Here is a 22,163-nt window from a genome sequence, read left to right on the forward strand (position 1 = left end):
ATTGGTGCGGCCGACGATCAGCCTATGACAGCCGTGGGGCGTTGCAAATACCAAGGTGCGCACCTCAAAGGCACCGGGGCAGAAGGTTCGCTGTTCTCTCAACTTGCGCGAGGAGGCGCTCTCTCAAGACCTTCGCCGGTCATACCCTGCTCGCTCAGGAGCCAAACCGCAGGACTTGCAGTTTCGCTGAACATGGTCGCCAACACGTCCAGACCGCTCGTTTCACGTTTCAGGCTGCGCACGGTCGCACGATGCACCACACGTCGAAATGCAACCGTCGGCGTCGTGTCGCGCTCGTCGCGGATCATCACCCAAGTGCTCAGCTTATCGTCGATATAGGAGACTGTGGTTCGCCTCAGGGCTTCGAGGTCAACCTCACTGGCCTTCATCACTTCCGAGGCATCCGGATCGTCCAGCAGCGCAAGCAAGAGATGCTCCAGCGTCGCAAATTCGTGCTTTCGGGCTTTGGCGTAAGTGAGAGCCCTGTTCAGAGTCAGATCGAGCTCGCGGGTAAATCCCGAAGGCCACTTGATGCTCGCACGCGGTGGCTGAGCCGAGGCCGTGTCAGACGCCGGCGGTCCGCATCGGATCGCGGCAGCAAGCGTATTCCAGTCAGCCAAGCCAAACAGCTCGGCGGTCAGCTCAAGGCTTTCGGCGACCGAAATCTTGAGACCTTTGGAGGCGAGAGAGGCGCGCAGCGTGCGCGCCATAGCTTTAGCATCGCGAAAGTCGCGCATGGCTTACTCCTTTGCTTGAACACTTCGGGAAGCCAGTGCTTGCGTTGCTGACCCGTTGTTCGGCAAAGGGGCCAAGACGATGCATGCGATACGTTCACCATCCCGTAAAGGGTGCAAGCGGCAGGTCGTATCCACCTGAAAGAAAGGTGGCTCGGCGGCCGCCAAGTGTCAATACTGACGACTCGCGCAAACTCGTAAATGGCTTGCATCTGTACGCTGGTCTAGGATGAGATGGCTCGCAGCCCGTATGGCGCAGCGTGGAATACGGGACCAGCGGCCCCGGATGTCGCTGCGCTCATCCGGGCTACGTACGGTCGAGGATAACGCCGATGCTACGTGACTATCAGCCAGCGGATGCCGAAGCGATCGTGCGCGTTGCGCTGGCCGCGTTCGCACAGTTCGAACAGGACTATTCCGACTGGCCGTTGTTTACGACCCATGTCGCGAAGATGCCGGAGCTTGCCAAGACCGGCGAGATCATCGTCGCCGAGGATGGCGGCCAGATCGTCGGAGCCGTGGCCTATGTCGGCCCGCAGCAGCCGAAGGCGGCCTTCTTCGATCCGGCCTGGCCGGTCATCCGCATGCTGGTGGTCGATCCAGCCGCGCGCGGCAAGGGCATCGGCCGGCAATTGACCGAGGAATGCCTGCGCCGCGCCGAGCGCGACCGGTCGCCGGCCATCGCCCTGCACACGACGCCGATCATGACGGTCGCGCTGCCGATGTATCTGCGGATGGGGTTTAGCAGGGTTCGCGAGGCGCCGGATATTTTGGGCGTGCCTTATGCGGTGTACGTCAAGGCGCTGGGGTAGGATGGCGTCGGCGTTGATTCTTTGGCAGTCGTTGCGAATGACAAACTGGACGAGCCGAACCTGCGCGGCAAATGGCATCGACATCCATTATCTACGGACCGGGGACGACAAGCCTGCGCTGATTGCGCTGCATGGTCTGACCGGAAGCGGCGCCTGCTGGACACCGTTGGCGCGCGCTCTCGAGGACGGCTACGACGTCATCATGCCCTCTGCGAGAGGACATGGCGCGTCGAGCGCACCGTCCGGCGGGTATCGGTACTGCGATCTCGCAGACGACGTCATCGGCCTCATTGACGCGCTCGGGCTGACTGCCCCGATCCTGCTCGGCCATTCCATGGGCGGCATGACCGCCGCCGTGTTGGCGAGCGAGATGGGTACGGCCGTTCGCAGCGTTATCCTCGCCGATCCGACTTTCTTGGCACCGGATCGCCAGCGCGAGGTTTACCGGAGCGACGTCGCCGAGCAGCATCGCCGGCTTCTCGCTCGGGACAAGGACGAGGCGCTGGCCGAGGCCCGGCGGCGGCATCCGCACCGCTCATCCGAACTACTTGACCTGATCGTTGATGCGCGGCTGCGGACCGAGATCAGCGCCTTCGAGGTTCTCACGCCGCCGAACCCGGATTATCGCGAGCTTGTCAAAGCCATTGCCGTCCCGAGCCTGCTTGTCATCGGAGACAATGGCGTTGTCTCGGTCGAGACGGCGCGGGAGCTGCAGGGGCTCAATCAACACCTCCGCCATGAGGTGATCGCGAATGCGGGCCATGGGTTGCCATTTGACAAGCCGGATGAGTTTGCTGCGGTGGTCAGGTCGTTTCTGGCGACGGAGATCGCGTGACGCGCTGCTTCGTAGCCCGCATGGAGCTCTGCGGAATGCGGGGTCGGCGGTCTCGGATTGCGGGCTACGGACATACACCCAAGTGTCTTGAGCGGCCGGCGGCGAACGTGTAAGGCCCGAACAGTCCCACCCAGGTGATCGCTTGAACCCCCTTCCCCAAAATCCTGTCGCCGCGTCCGGATCGTTCGCGGCGATGAAGTCGGTGCCGTACCGGCTCCAGTTCATCGCCTACGTGCTGGCGATGATGGCGGACAATATCGAGCATGTGATCAGCTATTGGGTGGTGTTCCAGAAATTCCATTCGCCGACGCTGGGGGGCTTCGCCGTGCTGTCGCACTGGCTGCCGTTCCTGCTGTTCTCGGTCGCGGTCGGCGGGCTCGCCGACCGGTTCGATCCGCGGCGCATCATCCAATGCGGCATGCTGCTGTTCATCGTGGCCTCGGCCGGATGGGGCTTCTTCTTCATCACCGACACCATCCAGATGTGGCACGCGATGCTGCTGCTGGTGATCCATGGCTGCGCCGGCGTGCTGTGGCAGACGCCGAACCAGCTTCTGCTCTACGATCTCGTCGGTCCCGCGGATCTTCCGAGCGCAGTGCGCCTGAATGCGATGGCGCGCTATCTCGGCATCCTGGTCGGCCCCGCCGTCGGCGGCGTCATCATGCTCACGCTGGGCACCTCGCACGGCATCATCTTCAACACGCTGTTCTACCTGCCGATGCTGCTCTGGCTGTTCTGGGCCCCGGTGCGCGACAAGAGCGTCGCGGTGCGGCGCTTCGCCATGCGCGGCCTTGCCGACATCGTGCTGACGATGCGCGCCATCGGCACGCAGCCGGTGCTGACCGCAATGACGTGGCTCGCCGGCCTCACCTCCTTCATGATCGGCAACGCCTATCACGCCCAGATGCCGGGCTTTGCCGGCGATCTCGGCCACGGCGATCCCGGCGTCTCCTACAGCGTTCTGCTCGCGGCCGATGCGGCAGGTGCACTGCTCGCCGGCATCGCGCTGGAATCCTGGGGACGGTTGAAGGGCACGCCGCGCACCGCGATCATGCTGGCCATGCTGTGGAGCGTGGCGCTGCTCGGCTTCGCCGCGGTGCGGATCTATCCGGTCGCGATCGTGCTGCTGTTCTTTGCCGGCTTCTTCGAGCTGTCCTTCAACACCATGGCGCAGGCGCTGGTGCAGTTGAACGCACCGCACGACATCCGCGGCCGCGTCGTCGGGCTCTACAACATGGCCGGGCTCGGTATGCGGGCCTTCAGCGGCATCACCGTCGGCCTGTTCGGCGCGGCGATCGGCATTCACTGGTCGCTCGGGCTCTCGGCCGCGGTGCTGCTGGCGCTGCTGTGCCTTCTCTACGGACGCGCGACGAGGAAGACAGCCGGTTGACTCTCGTCCCTCTCCACCGCACCTTCGAGAGAGGGCTTGGGGAGATGAGACGTTGCGCAATCGCTGGGGCATTCTTGCGATCCTGTTCGTCGTGCGCCTCACCATCGCGTTCCAGTTCCAGAGCGTGGCCGCAGTCGCGCCGTTGCTGCAACAGACCTTTGGCGTCGGGCTCGCCGATATCGGCATCCTGATCGGACTCTATTTCACCCCCGGCATCGTGCTGGCGCTGCCGGGCGGCGCGATCGGCCGGACTCTTGGCGACAAGCCGACGACGATCGCAGCGCTGCTGCTGATGACCGCGGGCAGCCTGGTCATGGCCACCACCGACATCTGGGGCTGGCAGATGGCGGGCCGGCTCGTCTCCGGCGCCGGCGGCGTGCTGCTGACGGTGCAGCTCACCAAGATGGGCACCGACTGGTTCGCCGGGAAGGAGATCGCGACCGCGATGGCGATCTTCGTCAACTCCTGGCCGGCCGGCGTCGCGATCTCGCTGCTGGTGCTGCCGGCGATCGGCACGGCCTATGGCGCGAGCGCGGTGTTCCTGGCGGCGGGCGCCCTCACGGCAATTGGTATTGTGCTGGTCACGCTCTATCAGTCGCCGCCGGGTGCCACAGTCAGCGCGGCCGGCCCAGGCCGGCTCGATCCCCTCGCGCTGCTGGCGGTGATCGTCGCAGGCCTGATCTGGGGACTCTTTAATGTCGGCTTCGCCATGATCTTCTCGTTCGGCCCCTCCCTGCTCGCCGAGCGCGGCTGGAGCATTGCTGCGGCAGGCTCCGCGATCAGCCTCGTGATGTGGCTGTCGGTGATCTCGGTGCCGGCAGGCGGCTATCTCGCCGACCGCTTCAAGCGTCCGCTCACGCTCGCGACCGCAGCCAGCCTCATCGTGGCCGGGCTGCTGGCCTGGTTGCCGCGATCGGATGCGGTGATCACGGTCCTCGTCCTGATCGGCCTGATCGGCGGCCATCCGGCCGGCCCGATCATGAGCCTGGCCGCCCGCGTGCTCGCGCCGGAAACAAGGGCGATCGGCATGGGCGTGTTCTACACTCTCTTCTATGCCGCGATGATGCTGGGGCCGGCGGTGGCCGGCCGGCTGGCCAAATCGGCCGGGACGGCCGCGGTGGCGCTCGACCTCGGCGCGCTGACGGTGCTGGCCTGCCCGCCCTTGATGTGGCTTTTCGAGCGCATTGTGTCTGTCCGTAATCGACGCGCCCAATCCTAACGCGGCGTTAACCCTGTGCACCTTAGGGTCGTCCCGGACTCCGCCAGGCGGGGGGTCGGGTTGTGAAAATGGCGTTGGCGAACAAAAAATTTCTTCCGGCCGCCGAGGAACGACGGCGTTTCCAGCGGGTGAAGGTTCACCTGCTCGGCCGCTACATGCTGCCGGACCGCCGGGAATTCCCCTGCCAGGTGATCAACATGTCGCCGGGCGGACTGGCGCTTCTGGCCCCCGGCATCGGCAATGTCGGCGACCGCGTGGTCGCCTATCTCGACCATATTGGGCGGGTCGAGGGCAAGATCACCCGCATCATCGACAACGGTTTCGCCATGACGGTCGGGGCGACGCCCCGCAAGCGCGACAAGCTGGCGGCCCAGCTCACCTGGCTTGCCAACCGCGACATCCTCAATCTGCCGGAGGATCGCCGCCACGACCGTATCGTGCCGCGCAACCCGATCGCGGTGCTGACGCTCGAGGACGGCACCAAGATGACCTGCCGCATCATCGACCTCTCGCTGTCCGGTGCCGCCATTGCCGCGGAGAACCGCCCGCCGGTGAAATCGATCGTGCTGCTCGGCCGGGTCCAGGGCCGCGTGGTCCGAAACCTCGAGGACGGCTTCGCGCTGGAGTTCATGCACGAGCAGCCGATAGAGACTCTCGAAGAGAGCGTTACCGCGCGGTAAAGCGCAAGGACGCTAAAACGCCTGTATTTCCAGCCCTGAAGGCGGCTTCCGCGATGCGGACGCCGCCTTTTTCGTGTCCGGCGACCGCCTCGCGCGGGTTAACGCGAGGGCCGCGCGCGCGCGCAAACAACAGTTCCGCCAGCGTTTCCGCGTTAATAGATAAAATTTGAATCAATTGAAGTCATTTCAAATCTTAGTCGAATTCGATTCAAGTATAGATCGAATTCATCGCGCCTTTTACTTGTATTCGTCTCGACTTGACTTGGCCGATTTAGCGGCAACTCAAAAGCTCCATGCGAAATGTGGTCCCAACAAGAAACGGGGGCCGCAATGTTGGACTTCAGGGGACAGGGGAAAGGGCTGGCACTGGCTGCCATGCTCTTCGGGATCAGCGCGGCAGCACAGGCCGGCGAAGGCCGTCTGCTCTACGCGAGCCTCGGCGACACCACGCGTGCGCCGATCGGCTGGGTCGAGTTCTGTGCAGATAATGCCGCTCAGTGCCAGAGCGCGCCGACGCAACCGCGCGACATCGTGATGTCGCAGGCCGCATGGCGCGACCTCGTCAAGGTCAATCGCTGGGTCAACGAGACCGTCAAGCCTTTGACCGACCAGGAGCACTGGGGCGTGATCGAGAAGTGGTCGCTGCCGACCGACGGTTACGGCGATTGTGAAGACTACGTGCTGCTGAAGCGCAAGATGCTGATCGATGCCGGATGGCCGCGCGAGGCCCTGCTCATCACCGTCGTGCGGGACAAGAAGGGCGAAGGACACGCGGTGCTGACGGTGAAGACCGACAAGGGCGAGTTCGTTCTCGACAATCAGAACGAGAACGTCGTTGCCTGGACGGAGACCGGCTACCGCTTCGTCAAGCGCCAGTCACAGAGCGATCCCAATGTCTGGGTCTCGCTCGGCGACACCAAGCCGGCGGTCTCCACCGCCAGCGCCAAGAACTAGCAGTCAGGAAAACGAGTTACGCGGCCCGGTCACATCCCCACCCCTCCCCGTCCCAGACCGGTTCGCGCGCGGCCAGCCATCCCCCAATGGCTGGCCGCAACTTTTTGGGGAGAGCAATCAGCCCTGCGACGACCAGGGCACACGCGCGGCGGTGAAATCGCGCCACGTGCGTTGCAAAGCGGGCTGCACGCCGATCGATGCACGTGCCTGCCAGCCGGCGATCGCCGCGGCCGCGATGGCGCTGTCGGGTTCAGTACCGAGCCCATCGAGCAGCGATGCCGTGACCGCCATGTCGTTGAAGGCGCCGAGCTCCTCCTGCAAACCGGCGAGGCTGCGCGAGAAACGTCGCGCCGACTTGCGATCCTCGTACAGTGGCAGCAGGAATTCGCTGAGATAGCGCAGCCGCTTGGTCGCGAGCCGCACCCGGTGCAGCTCTTCTGCAGGAAGCGACTTGAAGCGGCGGCCGCGCTTGAGCACCTTGGCGTACTGCTCCGACAAGATGCGCCGCGCGAAGTCGACGGCAGGTTCGGCGAGCTGGCCAAGATCTTCGGCGGCAACGTCGTTGCGCCAGCCCCGGGTCTCGATCCAGTTTCCGAGGCCGATCAGGAACACGGCGCAGCGGCGATCATCGAGCGCATCATGCGCCTTGCGATAGGCGTCCGACTGGCGCTCGGCCGCAGCCCGGCCCAGCGCATCGAAGCCGTCGACCGACGGACAGGCCTGTGCGATCGTCGGCAAGGTCTCGAGCTGGAACACGTCCCAATCACGGGCGGCGGACAGGTCTTGCGCCAGCCATTTGACCTCCGACCGCAGCGCATCGAGATTGCTGAGCGCACCGACCGATCGCATCAGGTCGAGCGCCGATCGCAGCCGGCGAAGCGAGACGCGGAGTTGATGCACGCCTTCCGGGTTGCGCCCGTCCTCGGCCGCCGGCAGCGACTGAAGCAGATGGAGGAAGCAGGAGCGCAGGATCGTCGCGAAGGCCTCGTCGAGCGTGACCGACGCATCGAGGCGAAGTTTTCGCGGGCGACGTGCCGGGGGTGGCTCATCGGCGGCAAGATCAAAGCCGCGCGCCGACTTGGTACGGATGGACGGCTTCACCGCACCCTGCTCCGCGAGCCGCAGCGCGACCTCGTAGATCGTGCTGGCGCTGCCGCTCTTCAGCTCAAGCTCGATCTCGCTCACCTGTAGCGTGCGATCGCCAGCCGTCAGCTCGCCTTGATCGAAGGCGATTTCGACCGTGCCGGTCGGCAAGTCGATCATCCTCGCATGACGACGGATGTCGGCGGTGAAGACGGCTTCGAGCGGCTGCGTCACGAGGTGGCTACGAAGCTTCTCCGGAATGAAGGGCATCGCCAGAGCGAGATCGGGCGCAAGCGACGACACGCTCGCCTCCCACTCGCCACGGCGCAACGGATCGTCCGCGGCGTCCGTCTTCACGGTCTGCACGAAGCGCGCGCCGCTCTGGCGGACGCGCAGGCTCAGGCCATTGCGCCGAAGCAGGCGCTCGGCCGTGTCGTAATAGACCGACTTGAGATGCTTGCGCGTGCCCTTGTTGCGCGCATTGGCCGTGATGACCGGCGCGGCGTTGAAATGCGCCATGCGATCGGCGTCGACGAGCAGCTTGAGCTCGATCTCACCGGCGGGACGCGCAGCAGTGCCGGACTGGGCTGGCTCCGGTGCAGGCGTCGTGTCTTGCGATGGCGTCTGATCAATCACAGCGCCCTCGACGATCGCATGTTCCGGGTCGGGCTCGGCTGCGTCACGTTGCCTGAGGAAGCCGGCGACGACTTGCGTTCTCTTGTTCCGGTCCTTGAGGACAGGATTCCCATCCGGCGCGCTCATGGTTTTGCGAGCCAGCGTAGCGTCTGATTTCAACATTTCCGGTGACATGACAGTTTGATGACAGAGCGCAGCATATAGCTCGTCAGGCCCCCAAGGAATAGCAACGTTACGTCGCAACGCATCATCGTCCACATGCGACATGCTCGACGCTAAAGATCGGGCAGGACTGTCATAATTCGTCTGGCGTGACGAATTAAATTGCCGCCGCGTACAGTAAGTGATCGAATTGATAGCGAATCTCGTTGTTCTCGAAACCGAGATGAACGCGTCAGCGAGCTTGACTCATGCTAGCAGAAAAATTCTTTCTGGTTTTGGAGACGCTCAGAAGTCACGCCTCCGATGGTGACAGGCCGGAGATTGTGACAAGCCCCGCGCGGCCTCCTGCGCTCCCGGAGATCGCAAAAGGCTCTCGACCAGGAAAGCCGGTTCCTGACGAGCGAGACTAGAGGCGATTGAATTTCGCGGGCTCGCACCTGCCCAGCGCGCATCAATGCGCGAGCCTGTTCTTGTAGATCCTGCCGTCCTTCATGATCACCACAAAATTCTTCGCGGGATCTTCGACCAGCTTGATGTCGTCGAGCGGATTGCCATCGACCAGCAGGAGATCGGCGAGCGCGCCCTCCTCGACCACGCCGAGCTTGCCGGGATAGGGATTGCGCAGGCCCGACAGATTCAACAGTTCGGCATTGGTGGACGTCGCCATGGCCAGCGCTTCGGCCGGCGTGTACCAGCGCGTCAGTGCGGCCAGCATCGAGCCCTGCTTGTCCGCCAATGCCTTCGAGAACAGGACGTCAGTGCCGAACGCGGTCTTGATCTTGTACTTCTTCGCCAGCGCATAGACGCGGTCGGTGCCGGCAACGACCTGCCGCATCTTGTCCTGTTCCGACGGCCCGAGCGCGGCAGCCATGGACATATCCAGGAACGGCTGGGTGCTGAGCCAGACGCCCTTCTCCGCGATCAGCTTCGCGCTCGCCTCATCCATGAGATGTCCGTGCTCGATGCATCTCACGCCGGCTGCGATCGAGCGCTGGATCGCGACCGGCGTATAGGCGTGCGTGGCGACGTAGGTGCCCCAGTTGTCAGCGGCTTCGACGGCCGCGCGCAATTCGGGCTCGGTGAAGGTGGAGACGTCGAGCGGGCTGAAGGGCGACGCGACGCCGCCACCCGCCGTGAGCTTGACCTGCGAGGCGCCCTGCATGAGCTGCTCGCGCGCGCGCACGCGAACCTCGTCCGGGCTGTCGGCGACCAGGCTGCCGCCGATCAGCTCCATGCGGCTGAGCATGCCGCCGATGGTTCGCGGCAGATCGGTGAGCTGGCGGAAATCGCCATGACCGCCGGTGATGGTGATGATGGCGCCGGACGGATAGATGCGCGGACCGGCGACGAGACCCTCGTCGATGGCCCGCTTGAGGCCGAAACTCGGCCCGCCCATGTCGCGTATGGTGGTGAAGCCGCGCATCAGCGTCGCTGTCGCCTCGCTGGCGGCGAGCAGATTGTTGTAGCCGACATCGCCGAGGGCCGCGGCCGGCGTCGGACGCACCAGCATCGCATGCCAATGCGCATCGATCAGCCCCGGCATCAGCACGCGGCCACCGCCGTCGATCACCTGGCCGGTGGCCGCGATGTCGGTGGTGGAAATCTTCTCGATCTTCCTGTTCCTGATCAGGACGTTGGACGCGGCCGAGAGAGCGGCGTTCTTTCCGTCGAAGATCCGGACGTTGCGGAACAGGACGCCGGAGTCTTGCTGGGCTTGTAAGGGCAACGGGCTGCCGAGGCTTCCAATCGACACAAGCAATGCGGCGGCTCTGAAGAGTCCGGCCGGCGTGGTCCAACCCCACATGTCCAATCTCCACGCAGATCCGGGCGAACGCCAGCCAGCTGACGCCGCGCGATGCAGCTATGGATTGATGCCTGCAAACCGCATCGAGTCAATTTGCAACCACAGGGAGGTTTTGCAAATCAGCCATACGGACGCGAAGAGAAGCGTCCCCATCAAGTTGGATAGGCGAATGGGTAAGTGCACCTGTCGCACTCGCGTCGAACTCCAATTAAAACGCACTATCGATTTCGACCCGCCAGCAACGGTAGATTGCAACTTTCTCGCTCGGGAGTACGATCCTGCGCGGTCGACGCGACTTGAGCCGCTGGGCAGGAGGGCTTGCGGTCGTCTGTAGAATTCAAATGACGAGGCGTAACATGGTGGCGCAAACGAGTGACGGACGCATCCTGCTGGCCAAGAAGCTCGGCGGGCTCATCGCAATCATCTTGGGATGCCTGCTGACGGCCGTCGGCGTGACGTTCGAATACAGCGGCATGACTTTCGTCGGCGTGCTGTTGCTGGTCCTCGGAGCCGTCCTGCTGGTGCTCAAGATCATGAGGCGAAATCAGGAACGTCCGTTCTGACAGACGGCAGGCGGTCACACGCCCAGCACGTCGGCGAGCCGCAGCTCGTCGGCGGCGGGATCCTTCAAGAACAGCTCGGCCTCGATCTCGTCCAGATGCGACAGCATCTGCACGCGCGCAGCCTGCTTGTCGCGCTTGCGGATCGCGGCGACGATGCCGGCGTGATGATCGGTGCCGCAGGCCGGCGTGTCGTGGCGGCGGTAGAGCAGGATGATGAGCGAGGAGCGCGCGATCAGCTCTTTCAGGAAGCCAAGATAGATGCTGTGGCCGCTCATCTCGGCGACGAGACGATGAAACTCGCCAGAGAGCCGGACCGAAGCGCGCGCGTCACCGCGCAGCTCCGCCTCGCGCTCCTCAGCGAGATGCTGATGGAGGCGATCGATCCAGGCCGGTGACACCGCATCGATCGCGTGATCGACGATGGTCGGCTCGATCAGGCGGCGCGCCTCGAACACTTCACGGGCATCGCCGGGCGTCGGCCGCGCGACGAAGGCGCCGCGGTTCTTCTCGATGTTGACGATGCCTTCATGTGCAAGCTGCTGGAGCGCCGTGCGGACCAGCGTGCGGCTCGCGCCGTAGATCTCGCCGATCTCGTCCTCGCCGAGCTTCGTACCGGGCAGCAGGCGATGCTCGAGGATCGCGGCGGTCACCCCCTCACTGATACGGCTGACGCGATCGCTCGCATCTGGCGCGTCGGATTTCGGGCGAGTCTTGGCGGCCATCAGTTCGAAGGGTTGGGTGTGAGGGCTCGATCGGCGACGTTTGGCCTTGAATGTTAGTCGACGACCTGTATCCAATCACAGACGAAAGTTTATACAATCCGCGCCCGTTTTGTGTGCAGCGAGGCAGACGGGTGCTGGGAAGGCCGAAGGCGGCGGATTCGATCTAACGATCTGACTCTGCTGCACAGTTCTGGAATTCAGCCGGCCAAGGGCGGTTGGCACGGACCTTGCGGAGAGACGGGAGCATCGCCCCTCCCTTGGACACGCCATGGCCACTCCCGCCGCTCTCGAACTGGTCGCCGTCACCAAGCGCTACGACGCGACGCTGGCGGTCGACACCGTCAATTTGAAGATCCCGGCCGGGACCTATTGCTGCCTGCTCGGCCCCTCCGGCTGCGGCAAGACCTCGACCTTGCGGATGATCGCGGGCCATGAGGCGGTCAGCAGAGGCGACATCATTCTCGGTGCGCAGAACGTGACCGACCTCGAGCCCGCCAAGCGCGGCACGGCGATGATGTTCCAGTCCTACGCGCTGTTTCCGCATCTGACCGTGCTCGACAATGTGGCGTTTGCGCTCAAAATGCGAGGCGTCGACCGCGCGACCAGGCACAAGCGCGCCGGCGAATTGCTCGAGCTGGTGGCGATGACACCCTATGCGGGCCGGCTCCCGGCCCAACTCTCCGGCGGCCAGCAGCAGCGCGTGGCGCTGGCTCGCGCACTGATCACCGAGCCGCAGATCCTGCTGCTCGACGAGCCGCTCTCCGCGCTCGATCCGTTCCTGCGGGTGAGGATGCGCGGCGAGTTGAAGCGCCTTCAGCGCGAGCTCGGCATCAGCTTCATCCAGGTCACGCACGGCCAGGAAGAAGCGATGGCGCTCGCCGACCACATCGTGGTGATGAACCAGGGCCGGATCGAACAGCAAGGCACCGCGCGCGAGATCTTCCACCGCCCCCGCACCGAATTCGTGGCGCGCTTCATCGGCGGCCACAACGTCCTCAGCGATGCCGGAAACCTCATCGCCGTGCGCGCCGATCAGCTCGGCATCGCGCCGTTCGCCGAGGGCGCGTTCGGCGCCCCGGCGCTGCTGACCCAGACCGAGTACCAGGGCTCCTACATCGCCGTCTCGCTCACGCTCGACGATGGCACCGCCCTGTTCTCCCACCTCCCCGAGGCCGCCTTCGACGTCCACCCGTTCCGTCCGGGCGATCGCGTGCTGGCCACCTGGGATCCCGCCAAGGCGCAACGCCTGCAATAGCGCCGATCGATCACTGGAATGCGCAACAGAGGAGTGACTGATATGACCGAGACCACCAGGACGAAGGGCGTCAGCCGCCGCACGCTGCTCAAGGGCACCGCAGGTCTCGCGGGCCTCGCCGCCGGCTCCGGCGCCATCACCGGCTTTCCCTATGTGAAGTCGGCCGATGCGAAGGTGCTGCGCTATCTCGGCACCGCCGTGAACGAGGGCGACGACATCTCCAAGCAGTGCCTCAAGGACACCGGCATCAAGATCGAATACATCACCGCGACCACCGACGACGTCACCAAGCGCGTGATGACCCAGCCCAACTCCTTCGACGTGCTGGACACCGAATATTTCTCGCTGAAGAAGATCGTGCCGTCGGGCAACATCCTTGCCCTCGATGCCAAAAAGATCAAGGAATTCGACAACATCACGCCGGTCTTCACCAAGGGCGAGACGCCCGGCGGCAAGAAGATCGGCGGCCAGGGCACGGCACCCTGGAAGGTGCTCTATCTCGAAGGCAAGGACTCCAAGAAGTTCGCGACGTCGGCGACCGAGTTCGTCACGCTGATCCCGACCGTCTACAACGCCGACACGCTCGGCATCCGTCCCGACCTGATCAAGCGCCCGATCAGCTCGTGGTCGGAGCTGCTCAATCCCGAATTCAAGGGCAAGGCCTCGATCCTCAACATCCCCTCGATCGGCATCATGGATGCCGCGATGGTCGTGGAAGCCACCGGCAAGTACAAATATGCCGACAAGGGCAACATGACCAAGGAAGAGATCGATCTCACCATAAAGGTGATGACCGAGGCCAAGAAGGCGGGGCAATTCCGCGCCTTCTGGAAGGACTTCAACGAGAGCGTCAACCTGATGGCCTCCGGCGAGACCGTGATCCAGTCGATGTGGTCGCCGGCCGTGACGAAGGTGCGCTCGATGGGCATCCCCTGCACCTTCCAGCCGCTCAAGGAAGGCTATCGCTCATGGGCCTCGGGCTTCTGCGTCTCCAAGGGCGTGTCGGGTGCAAAGCTCGAATGGGCCTATGAGTTCGTGAACTGGTTCCTGTCCGGCTATGCCGGTGCCTATCTCAACCGCCAGGGCTACTACTCCGCCGTGCTCTCCACCGCGAAGGCGCATATGGAGCCCTACGAGTGGGCGTACTGGATGGAAGGCAAGCCGGCCGAGAAGGACATCAAGGCGCCCGACGGCTCGCTGCTCGAGAAGGCAGGCTCCGTACGCGACGGCGGCTCCTACGAGGACCGCATGGGCGGCGTCGCCTGCTGGAACGCGGTGATGGACGAGAACGACTACATGGTCCGCAAGTGGAACGAGTTCATCGCGGCCTAACGTGATGGACACGTCAGAGGACATCCTGCAACAGGCGTCCCCGGGATTGATCCCGGGGTCGGGCACGGCGCGCGCCGCGAAAGCGACGCGCCTGTCGCCGTCCTTCATCTCCTGGCTCCAGGCCGGGCCGATGATGCTGGTGTTTCTCGCCTTCTTCCTGATCCCTCTGGTCTTCGTCGTCATCGTCTCGTTCTGGGACTACAACGAATACCAGCTGCTGCCGGCCTTCTCCGGCCGCGGCTACACCGACACGTTCGAGGGCTGCATCGCGCAGCTCCCCGATCTCTGCACCATCGCCAAGACCTATCTGAAGACGCTGAAGCTGTGCTTCCTGGTCTGGGTCATCACACTCTTCATCGGCTTCTGGGTCGCCTACTTCCTCGCCTTCCACGTCAAGTCCAAGACCTGGCAGATGGGATTGTCGCTGCTCTGCACGATCCCGTTCTGGACCTCCAACGTCATCCGCATGATCGCCTGGATCCCGCTGCTCGGACGCAATGGCCTCGTGAACTCCGGACTGGTCAAGAGCGGATTGATCAACCATCCGCTGGAATGGCTGCTGTTCTCCGAATTCTCCGTGGTGCTGGCGCTGGTCCACCTGTTCACCTTCTTCATGGTGGTGCCGATCTTCAATTCGATGGTGCGCATCGACAAGTCGCTGATCGAGGCGGCCTATGATGCCGGCGCCACCGGCTTCCAGACGCTGGTCAACGTCATCATCCCGCTCTCCAAGCCCGGCATCGTGATAGGCTCGATCTTCGTCATCACCATCGTGATGGGCGACTTCATCACCATCGGCGTGATGGGCGGCCAGCAGATCGCCGCCGCCGGCAAGATCATCGAGACGCGGGTGAACGCGTTGCAATTCCCGGCTGCCGCCGCGAACGCCGTGATCCTGCTCATCATCACCTTCCTGATCATCACCATGATGTCGCGCATCGTCGACATCAAGAAGGAGCTCTAGAGCATGAAGGAGGGACGCCCGCGCTCGTTCTACGTGCTCGCGATCTTCTTCGCGGCCTATGTGCTGTTCCTCTACGGCCCGATGATCGCGATCTACGTCCTCTCGTTCCAGGGGCCGCAGGGCGGCCTCACCTTCCCGATGAACGGCGTGTCGACCTTCTGGATCGCAAAACTGTTCCAGGGCACCGGCATCGTCGATCTCGGCGCGGCCTTCCGACGCTCGCTGCTGCTTGGCCTGATCGTGATGGTCGTGACCGTCGTGCTGTCGGTCGCCGCCGGCATGGCCTTCCGCCGCAAGTTCAAGGCGCAGGGCATTCTATTTTACTCGGCGATCGCGAGCCTGATCGTGCCCTCGATCATCACCTCGCTCGGCATCTCGCTTGAATTCCGCATCATCGACGATCTGATCAAGGCGCATTGGAACGAGAATTTCGAGACCTCGATGGGCCTGCTGACCTCGGGCTTAGGTGCGCACCTGACCTGGACGCTGCCGTTCGGCCTTCTCATCATGTTCGCGATCTTCAACCGCTTCGATCCCAGGCTCGAGGAAGCCGCGCGCGATCTCGGCGCGACGCCGTGGCAGGCCTTCCGTCATGTCGTGCTGCCGATCATCCTGCCCTCCGTGATCGGCATCGGCCTGTTTGGCTTCACGCTGTCCTGGGACGAGCTCGCCCGCTCCAGCCAGGCGATCGGGGCGGTCAACACGCTGCCGCTCGATCTCCAGGGCCTCACCACCACCGTGACGAACCCCGACATCTATGCACTCGGCACCGTGATCTCGGCGGTGTCGTTCACCGTGATCGCCCTTGCACTCGGCACCATCCACATGCTCAACAAACGGCAGGCGGCCAAGGGCTCGGATGCCGGCCAAGGGCTTGTCTGACAAGGGGCTTGTCTGAACTGATGCGGCTGCACGTCGTCAATCCCAACACCACCGCGTCGATGACGGCGAAGATCGCCGCTGCGGCACGCAGCGTCGCCCTGCCCGACACTTTGATCGATGCGCGCCAGCCCGCGATGGGCCCGGTCTCGATCGAGGGCTTTTACGACGAAGCCTTCGCCGTGCCCGGCATGCTCGGCTGCATCCGCGACGCCGACCGCGACGGCGCCGACGCCCACATCATCGCCTGCTTCGACGACACCGGCCTCGACGCCGCGCGTGCCGCCGCGAAAGCGCCGGTGATCGGCATCGGGGAAGCCGGCTTCCATATGGCGAGCCTGATCGCGGCGCGCTTTGCCGTGGTGACGACGCTCGGTGTCTCGATCGTGCCGATCGAGCATAATTTGCGGAAATACGGCCTCGCCAAGCGCTGCGCGCGTGTCCGCGCCGCCGAGGTCCCGGTGCTCGCGCTCGAGGAGCGCAATGCTGATGCTCTCGGCAAGATCTCCGCGGAGATCACCGCCGCGGTCCGCGACGATCGGGCGGAAGCCGTCGTGCTCGGCTGCGCCGGCATGGCTGATCTCGCCGCCGAGCTCGCCGCCACACATGGCCTGCCCGTGGTCGACGGCGTCGCCGCGGCGGTCACGCTGGCAGAATCACTGGTGCGGCTAGGACTGAAGACCTCCCGACTCGGGCCCTATGCGGCGCCGCGCTCGAAGACCTATTCCGGACCGTTTTCGCCGTTCCAGCCTTGATCCCGGCTCTTTTCGAGGACCTTCAGGGGTCCCAAGACCAGCTGATTGCTGGTTTTTTGCCGTTAGCCTCTTTTTGGTCCCATTTGTTGCCGAATGGTAACACTTTCGGGACGTCCCGGCGACCTCTGGTTGCCGCACTTCGCCACTCACCAAGTTTCAATTTGGGTTTTGTCAGCGATGATCGATCTCGCCCAGGACAGGCCGTCCAACCCCCTCCTTCGCCTTGGCGCCCAGCCGATTGCGCTGACCGCCGCAGCCCTCCTGCTCCTCATCGCCGGCGTGACCTCGATCGCGATCTGGCGCGCCTCTACCGGTGCAACTCCTGAGACCGACCGCGTGGTGGCGTCGCGGCAGCTCCAGGCCCGCACGGCCCAGGCATCCGAGCAACTCGTCGAGAAGACCAAGGGTCTCGAGGCGACCCAGCAGGAATCGATCGACCAGCTCCAGGTCGTGCAGGACCAGCTCCAGACCATGAAGCGCCTGATGGCGGCGCAGCAGGCCGACACCAAGCGCCTGTCCGAACAGGTCACGACGCTGAACGAGTCCATCGACGGCCTTCGGCAGTCCTTTGCCAGCGTCCGGGCCACGGAAGCGGAGACACCCTCGGTTACCCGCAGGAAACCGTCGCGCCGTGTCCACGCCAGCGCCCGCAAGCGTTCGCGCGGCTAGCCGGGTCAGGGCCTGCGACTTAAATTTTTCCACATGTGAACTGGATCACATTCCCCCGTATGATTCCGCGCCATGCTCCCGGTTACCGGATGGCGTGAGCCGATTTCAATGTCCGGGGCTGGCAAGGTCGTTGACGGTATACTGCGTCAACGGCCTTGTTCTTTAGTGGGTCCAGTCTTTTGGCAGATCTGGCTTCCTAGTCTGGCTGAGCCTCGTGGCCGCTATTCGCAGACATCCACGCGGCGGACACGCCAGCCCGACGGCGTCATGACACGCTTCCGCGCGACATAGCAGCCGCCATAACCGCCATCGTCGTAGCCGGTACCAGAGTAATAGGGATCGCCGTAATAGGGGTAACCGTAGCCGTAATAGCCGCCATAGTAGCCGGCGCCGACGAGACCTGCCCCGATCGCCACTCCGGGCCAGAAGCCGCCGCCACGCCAGTGACCGCCATGGCCCCAGCCGCCACCATGGCCCCAGCCGCCGCCACCATGACCGAAACCGCCCCGCGCCTCAGCCGCCTGCGGCGCCGACAAGCCGACTGCCGCGACGGCCAGCGCCGCCATCATCATCTTGCGTAACATCACTCGATCCTCCGCGTGGAGACGTTCCACGCTCAAAGCGGGACCAAGCTAACGTCACCCGCGCTTTCCTGACAGCCTCACTGTCTCACTTCCGCGCGAGCATCAGCAGCCGCGATCGAAGCATGTGAATCCGAAGGAAGCTGACGCGCGGCGCGCGCGGACCGCTATGCGGCGGCCGCCATCTTCTCGGCGGCCCACATCTATTCTCAGCCGATCCGCTTCAGGCCTTTCTGGAAGCGCGGGCCGTTGGCCACGTAGAACCTCGCCGCACTCCCCATCTTCTGCACCTGGGCGTCGTCGAGCGTGCGGATCACGCGCGCGGGTGAGCCGATGATCAAGGAGCGTTCGGGAAATTCCTTGCCCTCGGTGATGACCGAGCCCGCGCCGACGATGCTGTTGCGGCCGATCTTCGCGCCATTCATCACGATCGAGCCCATTCCGACGAGCGCACCCTCCTCGATCGTGCAGCCGTGCAGGATGACGTTGTGGCCGACGGTGCAATTCTTGCCGATGACCATGGGGAAGCCGAGGTCGGTGTGGCAGGTCGAGCCATCCTGCACATTGGCGCCCTCGCCGATCTCGATCCATTCATTGTCGCCGCGCAGCACGGCGCCGAACCAGACGCTCGCACCCGGCTTCAGGCGCACGCGGCCGATCACGGTCGCGGTCTCGGCGATGAAGTAATTCCCGTCGGCAGGAAGATCGGGTGCCTGTCCGTCGAGCTCGTAGATCGCCATGGGGTTCTCCTGTCGCGTCAACCCCAGCCATAGCGAAACGGCGACGCTGAGGCAAAGGGCCGCCGCGCCACGTAGGGGACGCCAAGCGTCCCTGGGGAACGCCGAGCGTCCCGTGCAACGGAAGCGTCAGACCAGAACGCCGGCGGCGCGCAGCGTCATCAGGAAGAAGGTGCCGCTCATCATGCTCCAGAAGCCGGCGATGACGGTCGCCATCATCACGAATTCGACGCGGCGGCTTTCCACCCGCATGCCGCGCAACGTGTTGCGCATGATGATGAAGGGCGCCGCGAAGACCAGGAACGGAACCGCGGCAAACGTCTTCGGCGCCACGCCGTCCTGCAACAGGCCGAAACCGGCGGGCCGCTGGGCAAACGCCTGGTATCCGTTGACGAGCGCTCCCGCGAGCGCGAAACCGATGCAGATCGAGAACAGAGAATTGAAGGCTTCAGGTGTCATCGGAACGGTCCGCCCTTACGCAACGCCGGAGCCTTCCTGTGACAAAGAGTGCCGGTTAACGCTACATTATCCTTAAGGGAAGGTTAACGTCGGCGGCCGATCCACGCAGGGCCCTCCCCCGTCCCGGCGGCCGGGAACGCTCCGCGAATTCGCCGCCGCATGGCATATTCGCCGCTGATTCGTCGGCCACCGGCCGACTTCCCGGTTCGACTTGCGCAAGCTCATGACGATGTTTTCGGCAGCTCCCCTTAGGTCCTCCAGGACGCACCCTCGGGCGCATGTCGTCCCGATCGTGCTCGGCGGCATTGCGGCGCTGGGCGCGGTGGCGCTCGTCGCCTATTTGCTGTGGCCGACCTGGGGCTCGGGCGGCGCGAATGCTCCGGACCGGCTGCCGGTGAGCGTCGGCGGCACGCTGTTCAACGTTCCCACAACCGCGATCCGGATGAAGATCCAGCGGCACTCCGGGCCGCAGGAGCGCATCGATCTCGACTTCCTCTACCCTTCGCTTGAGCCGCCGGGCGCGCCGAAACATGTCACCGCCGACACCGTGGAAGAGGCGATGCAACCGATCGACCGTGTCTTCCTGTCGATATCGGCGCATCACGATGCGCTGGCGCCGGAGCAGCGAACAGCCACGATCTATCCGCGCTATCTCGACCAGACCGCGACCAGTGCGGCGGACGGCCTGACGATGCGGATGTTCCGCGCCGACACGCCCTATGGCAGCGAGGACTTCTATTCCGCCGCAAGCCCCGCGCTGACCGCACGCTGCACGCGCGATGCCGCCACGCCCGGCATGTGCCTTTCCGAACGCCGTGTTGGCGGCGCCGATCTCACCTTCCGTTTTCCGCGGAGCTGGCTGTCGCAATGGCGCGATGTCGCGGAAGCGCTGGACCGGCTGTCAGCGCAATTGCGCGGACCGAAGGGCTGACCCCCGATCGCTTTGCGCCGCATTGACCGGCTGATAGGCTCGTCGCCAACAACATCAAGCGCGGTGATCGACGTGACCGATGCAGCAGCAAACCTGCCTCCGGGCGCCCAATTGTTGGGGCGCGAATGGCTCGGCTTTGACGAGGGCGGGCGGGCCTTGATCCGCTTCCAGGCTCAGCCCGCGTTCACCAACAGGCATGGCACGATCCAGGGCGGCTTCCTCGCGGCGATGCTGGACTCTGCCACCGGGATTGGCGCGCTGGCAGCGCTGTCTCCCGACCTGACAGTGGTCACCAGAAGTCTGGATACGCGCTTCCTGAAGCCTGCAGCGGTCGGAGCCATCACGGCACGCGCGCGCGTTGTCGAACGGACGGATCGCGATATGGTCGTGCAGGCCGAGCTCGTCGATGCGAACGGCATCACCGTCGCTGATGCCACGGCGCGGCTGCGCATTCTCGCGAAGAAATAGAACTACGGAACCGCGGAGTTAACGTTCGTCATTGCGAGCAGAGCGAAGCAATCCAGAATCCCTCCGCGGAAAGATCCTGGATTGCTTCGCTTCGCTCGCAATGACGGAGAGAAAACTATTCCTGATCGACGAGATCGTCCTCGAGGATCGCCATCTGGAATTGGAACGAGCGATCATCATCCTCGTCATCGACGAAGAGCACGCCGATGAACTCCTCGCCGATATAAACCTCGGCGGAATCATCCTTCTTCGGCCGCGGCACGACGCGGATCTTGGGATTGCCGAATACGCGCTTCAGATACGCGTCGAGCTTCCTTACTTCCTTGACGTCCACGGCAAGTCTCCAATCGAAATCTGGGTTGGCGGGGTTTTAGGACGAGACGCGACGAACCGCCAGCATGAATTGCCAAAGAATTTGGGGACGAGCACGGCCGGAGAATCCGGCCCTTTTCTCTCGCTCAAAGTCCCATCGCGTTGATCATCTGATCCATGGTGCGCGACGGCTCGGCGCATCCGGCCTCACCGACGATCTTGGCGGGCACGCCGGCAACCGTGACGTTGTGCGGCACCGGCTTGACCACGACCGAGCCGGCGGCGATGCGCGCGCAATGACCGATCTCGATGTTGCCGAGGATCTTCGCGCCGGCGCCGATCAGGACGCCGTGACGGATCTTCGGATGGCGGTCCTCGTTCTCCTTGCCGGTACCGCCGAGCGTGACACCGTGCAGGATCGAGACGTCATCCTCGATCACCGCGGTCTCACCGCAGACGAAGCCGGTGGCGTGGTCGAGGAAGATGCCGCGGCCGATGCGCGCGGCGGGATTGATGTCGGTCTGGAACACCGCAGACGCGCGGCTCTGGAGATAATACGCAAAGTCCTTGCGGCCCTTCAGATAGAGCCAGTGCGCGAGGCGATGGGTCTGAATGGCGTGAAAGCCCTTGAAGTAGAGCAAGGGGTCGATGAAGCGCGACGTCGCGGGATCGCGGTCGTAGACGGCGACGAGATCTGCGCGGAAGGCGTTGCCGAGATCGGGAGCCTCGCGCAGCGCCTCGTCATAGGTCTGGCGCACGAGATCACCCGACAGCGCGGAATGATCGAGCCGGTCGGCGAGACGATGGATCACCGAATCTTCCAGGCGACTGTGATGCAGCACCGTCGAGTAGATGAAGGTCGCAAGCTCCGGCTCGCGATGGACGATGTCCTCCGCCTCGCCGCGGATCCGATCCCAGATCGGATCGAGCGTTGCGAGCTTTCCTCCCGGACTGACCTGATGCACTGCCATAGGATCTGCTCTTTCGAATTGGCTCATTTTGCTGGCTCTATACCACAGTCTAGCCGACGAAGTCCCGACGGGCTTGCCTGAGAGTGAACAGTGAGTTGCTCCGCGAAAGCACGCCAACGCCTTGAAACACAACAGTTTCTTCTAACGCCCCCAGGCGGCGAGGTCGGCTCAAAATGGTCAGGGTTTTGCCAAATTCAAGCCGGGCAGCGTCAAACTATTGGTGAATTCCGCCTCGACGGCTGTTGCGGGCATGGTC

The 22,163-nt window shown here is 64.0% G+C and carries 24 protein-coding genes; 15 read left to right on the forward strand and 9 right to left on the reverse strand.

The genetic code is table 11. The annotated features are described in order from the left end of the window. Nucleotides 1–98 precede the first annotated feature (98 nt). The gene (locus AB7245_RS28170; RefSeq protein WP_439035144.1) at nucleotides 99–737 is read right to left on the reverse strand and encodes a Clp protease N-terminal domain-containing protein; all 639 of its coding nucleotides are present in this window, start codon (nucleotides 735–737) and stop codon (nucleotides 99–101) included. A 329-nt stretch (nucleotides 738–1,066) separates the two neighbouring features. On the opposite strand from AB7245_RS28170, the gene AB7245_RS28175 reads away from it, so the two are divergent. The 6 genes from AB7245_RS28175 to AB7245_RS28200 all read left to right on the forward strand — a co-directional run bounded on the left by AB7245_RS28175 (nucleotide 1,067) and on the right by AB7245_RS28200 (nucleotide 6,624). Then, nucleotides 1,067–1,546 carry a GNAT family N-acetyltransferase gene (locus AB7245_RS28175; RefSeq protein WP_439035145.1) on the forward strand — a complete coding sequence of 160 codons (480 nt, stop codon included), beginning with the start codon at nucleotides 1,067–1,069 and terminating at the stop codon, nucleotides 1,544–1,546. A 1-nt stretch (nucleotide 1,547) separates the two neighbouring features. Next, the gene (locus tag AB7245_RS28180) at nucleotides 1,548–2,381 is read left to right on the forward strand and encodes an alpha/beta fold hydrolase (RefSeq protein ID WP_439035146.1); all 834 of its coding nucleotides are present in this window, start codon (nucleotides 1,548–1,550) and stop codon (nucleotides 2,379–2,381) included. Between the two features lie 142 nt (nucleotides 2,382–2,523). Continuing rightward, nucleotides 2,524–3,771: an MFS transporter gene (locus tag AB7245_RS28185; protein ID WP_439035147.1), complete on the forward strand. Its 1,248-nt coding sequence runs from the start codon at nucleotides 2,524–2,526 to the stop codon at nucleotides 3,769–3,771. Nucleotides 3,772–3,823: 52 nt separating this feature from the next. Then, complete coding sequence (locus tag AB7245_RS28190; RefSeq protein ID WP_135216644.1) at nucleotides 3,824–4,990, forward strand: MFS transporter; 1,167 nt, start codon at nucleotides 3,824–3,826, stop codon at nucleotides 4,988–4,990. A 68-nt stretch (nucleotides 4,991–5,058) separates the two neighbouring features. Then, nucleotides 5,059–5,670 carry a PilZ domain-containing protein gene (locus AB7245_RS28195; protein ID WP_063982484.1) on the forward strand — a complete coding sequence of 204 codons (612 nt, stop codon included), beginning with the start codon at nucleotides 5,059–5,061 and terminating at the stop codon, nucleotides 5,668–5,670. A gap of 330 nt (nucleotides 5,671–6,000) precedes the next feature. Then, nucleotides 6,001–6,624 (forward strand): transglutaminase-like cysteine peptidase, encoded by a 624-nt coding sequence (locus AB7245_RS28200; protein WP_439035148.1) that lies wholly within the window; start codon nucleotides 6,001–6,003, stop codon nucleotides 6,622–6,624. A gap of 117 nt (nucleotides 6,625–6,741) precedes the next feature. Here the strand turns inward: AB7245_RS28200 and AB7245_RS28205 are convergent, their stop codons facing one another. Then, nucleotides 6,742–8,505, reverse strand: coding sequence for a CYTH and CHAD domain-containing protein (locus tag AB7245_RS28205; protein WP_439035149.1), 1,764 nt, complete (start codon nucleotides 8,503–8,505; stop codon nucleotides 6,742–6,744). A 451-nt stretch (nucleotides 8,506–8,956) separates the two neighbouring features. Further along, the gene (locus AB7245_RS28210) at nucleotides 8,957–10,309 is read right to left on the reverse strand and encodes an amidohydrolase family protein (protein WP_439035150.1); all 1,353 of its coding nucleotides are present in this window, start codon (nucleotides 10,307–10,309) and stop codon (nucleotides 8,957–8,959) included. A 341-nt stretch (nucleotides 10,310–10,650) separates the two neighbouring features. Between AB7245_RS28210 and AB7245_RS28215 the strand changes: the two genes are divergently transcribed. Then, on the forward strand, nucleotides 10,651–10,872 hold the full coding sequence (locus tag AB7245_RS28215; protein ID WP_094183828.1) for a hypothetical protein: 222 nt from the start codon (nucleotides 10,651–10,653) through the stop codon (nucleotides 10,870–10,872). A 14-nt stretch (nucleotides 10,873–10,886) separates the two neighbouring features. Here the strand turns inward: AB7245_RS28215 and AB7245_RS28220 are convergent, their stop codons facing one another. Beyond that, entirely contained in the window at nucleotides 10,887–11,594 is a 708-nt protein-coding gene (locus AB7245_RS28220) for a GntR family transcriptional regulator (RefSeq protein WP_283016925.1), read from the reverse strand. A 268-nt stretch (nucleotides 11,595–11,862) separates the two neighbouring features. On the opposite strand from AB7245_RS28220, the gene AB7245_RS28225 reads away from it, so the two are divergent. From AB7245_RS28225 to AB7245_RS28250, 6 genes are all read left to right on the forward strand, one after another. Beyond that, complete coding sequence (locus AB7245_RS28225; RefSeq protein WP_439035151.1) at nucleotides 11,863–12,849, forward strand: ABC transporter ATP-binding protein; 987 nt, start codon at nucleotides 11,863–11,865, stop codon at nucleotides 12,847–12,849. A gap of 42 nt (nucleotides 12,850–12,891) precedes the next feature. After that, complete coding sequence (locus AB7245_RS28230) at nucleotides 12,892–14,181, forward strand: ABC transporter substrate-binding protein (protein WP_439035152.1); 1,290 nt, start codon at nucleotides 12,892–12,894, stop codon at nucleotides 14,179–14,181. Nucleotides 14,182–14,185: 4 nt separating this feature from the next. Then, a complete protein-coding gene (locus AB7245_RS28235) occupies nucleotides 14,186–15,145 on the forward strand; it encodes an ABC transporter permease (protein WP_038945489.1) in 960 nt (319 codons plus the stop codon). Nucleotides 15,146–15,148: 3 nt separating this feature from the next. Next, nucleotides 15,149–16,027: an ABC transporter permease gene (locus AB7245_RS28240; RefSeq protein ID WP_014494293.1), complete on the forward strand. Its 879-nt coding sequence runs from the start codon at nucleotides 15,149–15,151 to the stop codon at nucleotides 16,025–16,027. Nucleotides 16,028–16,047: 20 nt separating this feature from the next. Further along, the gene (locus tag AB7245_RS28245; protein WP_439035760.1) at nucleotides 16,048–16,779 is read left to right on the forward strand and encodes an aspartate/glutamate racemase family protein; all 732 of its coding nucleotides are present in this window, start codon (nucleotides 16,048–16,050) and stop codon (nucleotides 16,777–16,779) included. 177 nt (nucleotides 16,780–16,956) lie between these two features. After that, nucleotides 16,957–17,448 (forward strand): hypothetical protein, encoded by a 492-nt coding sequence (locus AB7245_RS28250; RefSeq protein WP_166091991.1) that lies wholly within the window; start codon nucleotides 16,957–16,959, stop codon nucleotides 17,446–17,448. A 221-nt stretch (nucleotides 17,449–17,669) separates the two neighbouring features. Here AB7245_RS28250 and AB7245_RS28255 read toward each other — a convergent pair whose 3' ends face one another. The 3 genes from AB7245_RS28255 to AB7245_RS28265 all read right to left on the reverse strand — a co-directional run bounded on the left by AB7245_RS28255 (nucleotide 17,670) and on the right by AB7245_RS28265 (nucleotide 19,225). After that, nucleotides 17,670–18,032 carry a hypothetical protein gene (locus AB7245_RS28255; RefSeq protein ID WP_439035153.1) on the reverse strand — a complete coding sequence of 121 codons (363 nt, stop codon included), beginning with the start codon at nucleotides 18,030–18,032 and terminating at the stop codon, nucleotides 17,670–17,672. Nucleotides 18,033–18,238: 206 nt separating this feature from the next. Next, a complete protein-coding gene (locus AB7245_RS28260) occupies nucleotides 18,239–18,769 on the reverse strand; it encodes a gamma carbonic anhydrase family protein (RefSeq protein WP_439035154.1) in 531 nt (176 codons plus the stop codon). 126 nt (nucleotides 18,770–18,895) lie between these two features. Further along, nucleotides 18,896–19,225, reverse strand: coding sequence for a DUF6949 family protein (locus AB7245_RS28265; protein WP_014494286.1), 330 nt, complete (start codon nucleotides 19,223–19,225; stop codon nucleotides 18,896–18,898). A 223-nt stretch (nucleotides 19,226–19,448) separates the two neighbouring features. Here AB7245_RS28265 and AB7245_RS28270 point away from each other — a divergent pair, with 223 nt between their 5' ends. Beyond that, entirely contained in the window at nucleotides 19,449–20,156 is a 708-nt protein-coding gene (locus AB7245_RS28270) for a hypothetical protein (RefSeq protein ID WP_063986271.1), read from the forward strand. Between the two features lie 72 nt (nucleotides 20,157–20,228). Continuing rightward, on the forward strand, nucleotides 20,229–20,624 hold the full coding sequence (locus AB7245_RS28275; protein WP_354096224.1) for a PaaI family thioesterase: 396 nt from the start codon (nucleotides 20,229–20,231) through the stop codon (nucleotides 20,622–20,624). Between the two features lie 115 nt (nucleotides 20,625–20,739). Here AB7245_RS28275 and AB7245_RS28280 read toward each other — a convergent pair whose 3' ends face one another. After that, entirely contained in the window at nucleotides 20,740–20,958 is a 219-nt protein-coding gene (locus AB7245_RS28280; protein ID WP_007602550.1) for a DUF3126 family protein, read from the reverse strand. A gap of 124 nt (nucleotides 20,959–21,082) precedes the next feature. After that, nucleotides 21,083–21,907, reverse strand: coding sequence for a serine O-acetyltransferase (cysE, locus tag AB7245_RS28285; RefSeq protein ID WP_014494283.1), 825 nt, complete (start codon nucleotides 21,905–21,907; stop codon nucleotides 21,083–21,085). Between the last annotated feature and the right edge of the window lie 256 nt (nucleotides 21,908–22,163).

Origin of the sequence: Bradyrhizobium sp. 604_D8_N2_3, assembly GCF_051810765.1 — a bacterium.
Classification (GTDB): Bacteria; Pseudomonadota; Alphaproteobacteria; order Rhizobiales; family Xanthobacteraceae; genus Bradyrhizobium; species Bradyrhizobium barranii.

Coding starts and splice junctions, on each gene's coding strand:
- AB7245_RS28170 (WP_439035144.1), bottom strand. CDS start 737: ATGCGCGACTTTCGCGATGCTAAAGCTATGGCGCGCACGCTGCGCGCC.
- AB7245_RS28175 (WP_439035145.1), top strand. CDS start 1,067: ATGCTACGTGACTATCAGCCAGCGGATGCCGAAGCGATCGTGCGCGTT.
- AB7245_RS28180 (WP_439035146.1), top strand. CDS start 1,548: ATGGCGTCGGCGTTGATTCTTTGGCAGTCGTTGCGAATGACAAACTGG.
- AB7245_RS28195 (WP_063982484.1), top strand. CDS start 5,059: ATGGCGTTGGCGAACAAAAAATTTCTTCCGGCCGCCGAGGAACGACGG.
- AB7245_RS28200 (WP_439035148.1), top strand. CDS start 6,001: ATGTTGGACTTCAGGGGACAGGGGAAAGGGCTGGCACTGGCTGCCATG.
- AB7245_RS28205 (WP_439035149.1), bottom strand. CDS start 8,505: ATGTTGAAATCAGACGCTACGCTGGCTCGCAAAACCATGAGCGCGCCG.
- AB7245_RS28210 (WP_439035150.1), bottom strand. CDS start 10,309: ATGTGGGGTTGGACCACGCCGGCCGGACTCTTCAGAGCCGCCGCATTG.
- AB7245_RS28215 (WP_094183828.1), top strand. CDS start 10,651: ATGACGAGGCGTAACATGGTGGCGCAAACGAGTGACGGACGCATCCTG.
- AB7245_RS28220 (WP_283016925.1), bottom strand. CDS start 11,594: ATGGCCGCCAAGACTCGCCCGAAATCCGACGCGCCAGATGCGAGCGAT.
- AB7245_RS28225 (WP_439035151.1), top strand. CDS start 11,863: ATGGCCACTCCCGCCGCTCTCGAACTGGTCGCCGTCACCAAGCGCTAC.
- AB7245_RS28230 (WP_439035152.1), top strand. CDS start 12,892: ATGACCGAGACCACCAGGACGAAGGGCGTCAGCCGCCGCACGCTGCTC.
- AB7245_RS28235 (WP_038945489.1), top strand. CDS start 14,186: ATGGACACGTCAGAGGACATCCTGCAACAGGCGTCCCCGGGATTGATC.
- AB7245_RS28240 (WP_014494293.1), top strand. CDS start 15,149: ATGAAGGAGGGACGCCCGCGCTCGTTCTACGTGCTCGCGATCTTCTTC.
- AB7245_RS28245 (WP_439035760.1), top strand. CDS start 16,048: ATGCGGCTGCACGTCGTCAATCCCAACACCACCGCGTCGATGACGGCG.
- AB7245_RS28250 (WP_166091991.1), top strand. CDS start 16,957: ATGATCGATCTCGCCCAGGACAGGCCGTCCAACCCCCTCCTTCGCCTT.
- AB7245_RS28255 (WP_439035153.1), bottom strand. CDS start 18,032: ATGTTACGCAAGATGATGATGGCGGCGCTGGCCGTCGCGGCAGTCGGC.
- AB7245_RS28260 (WP_439035154.1), bottom strand. CDS start 18,769: ATGGCGATCTACGAGCTCGACGGACAGGCACCCGATCTTCCTGCCGAC.
- AB7245_RS28265 (WP_014494286.1), bottom strand. CDS start 19,225: ATGACACCTGAAGCCTTCAATTCTCTGTTCTCGATCTGCATCGGTTTC.
- AB7245_RS28270 (WP_063986271.1), top strand. CDS start 19,449: ATGACGATGTTTTCGGCAGCTCCCCTTAGGTCCTCCAGGACGCACCCT.
- cysE (WP_014494283.1), bottom strand. CDS start 21,907: ATGGCAGTGCATCAGGTCAGTCCGGGAGGAAAGCTCGCAACGCTCGAT.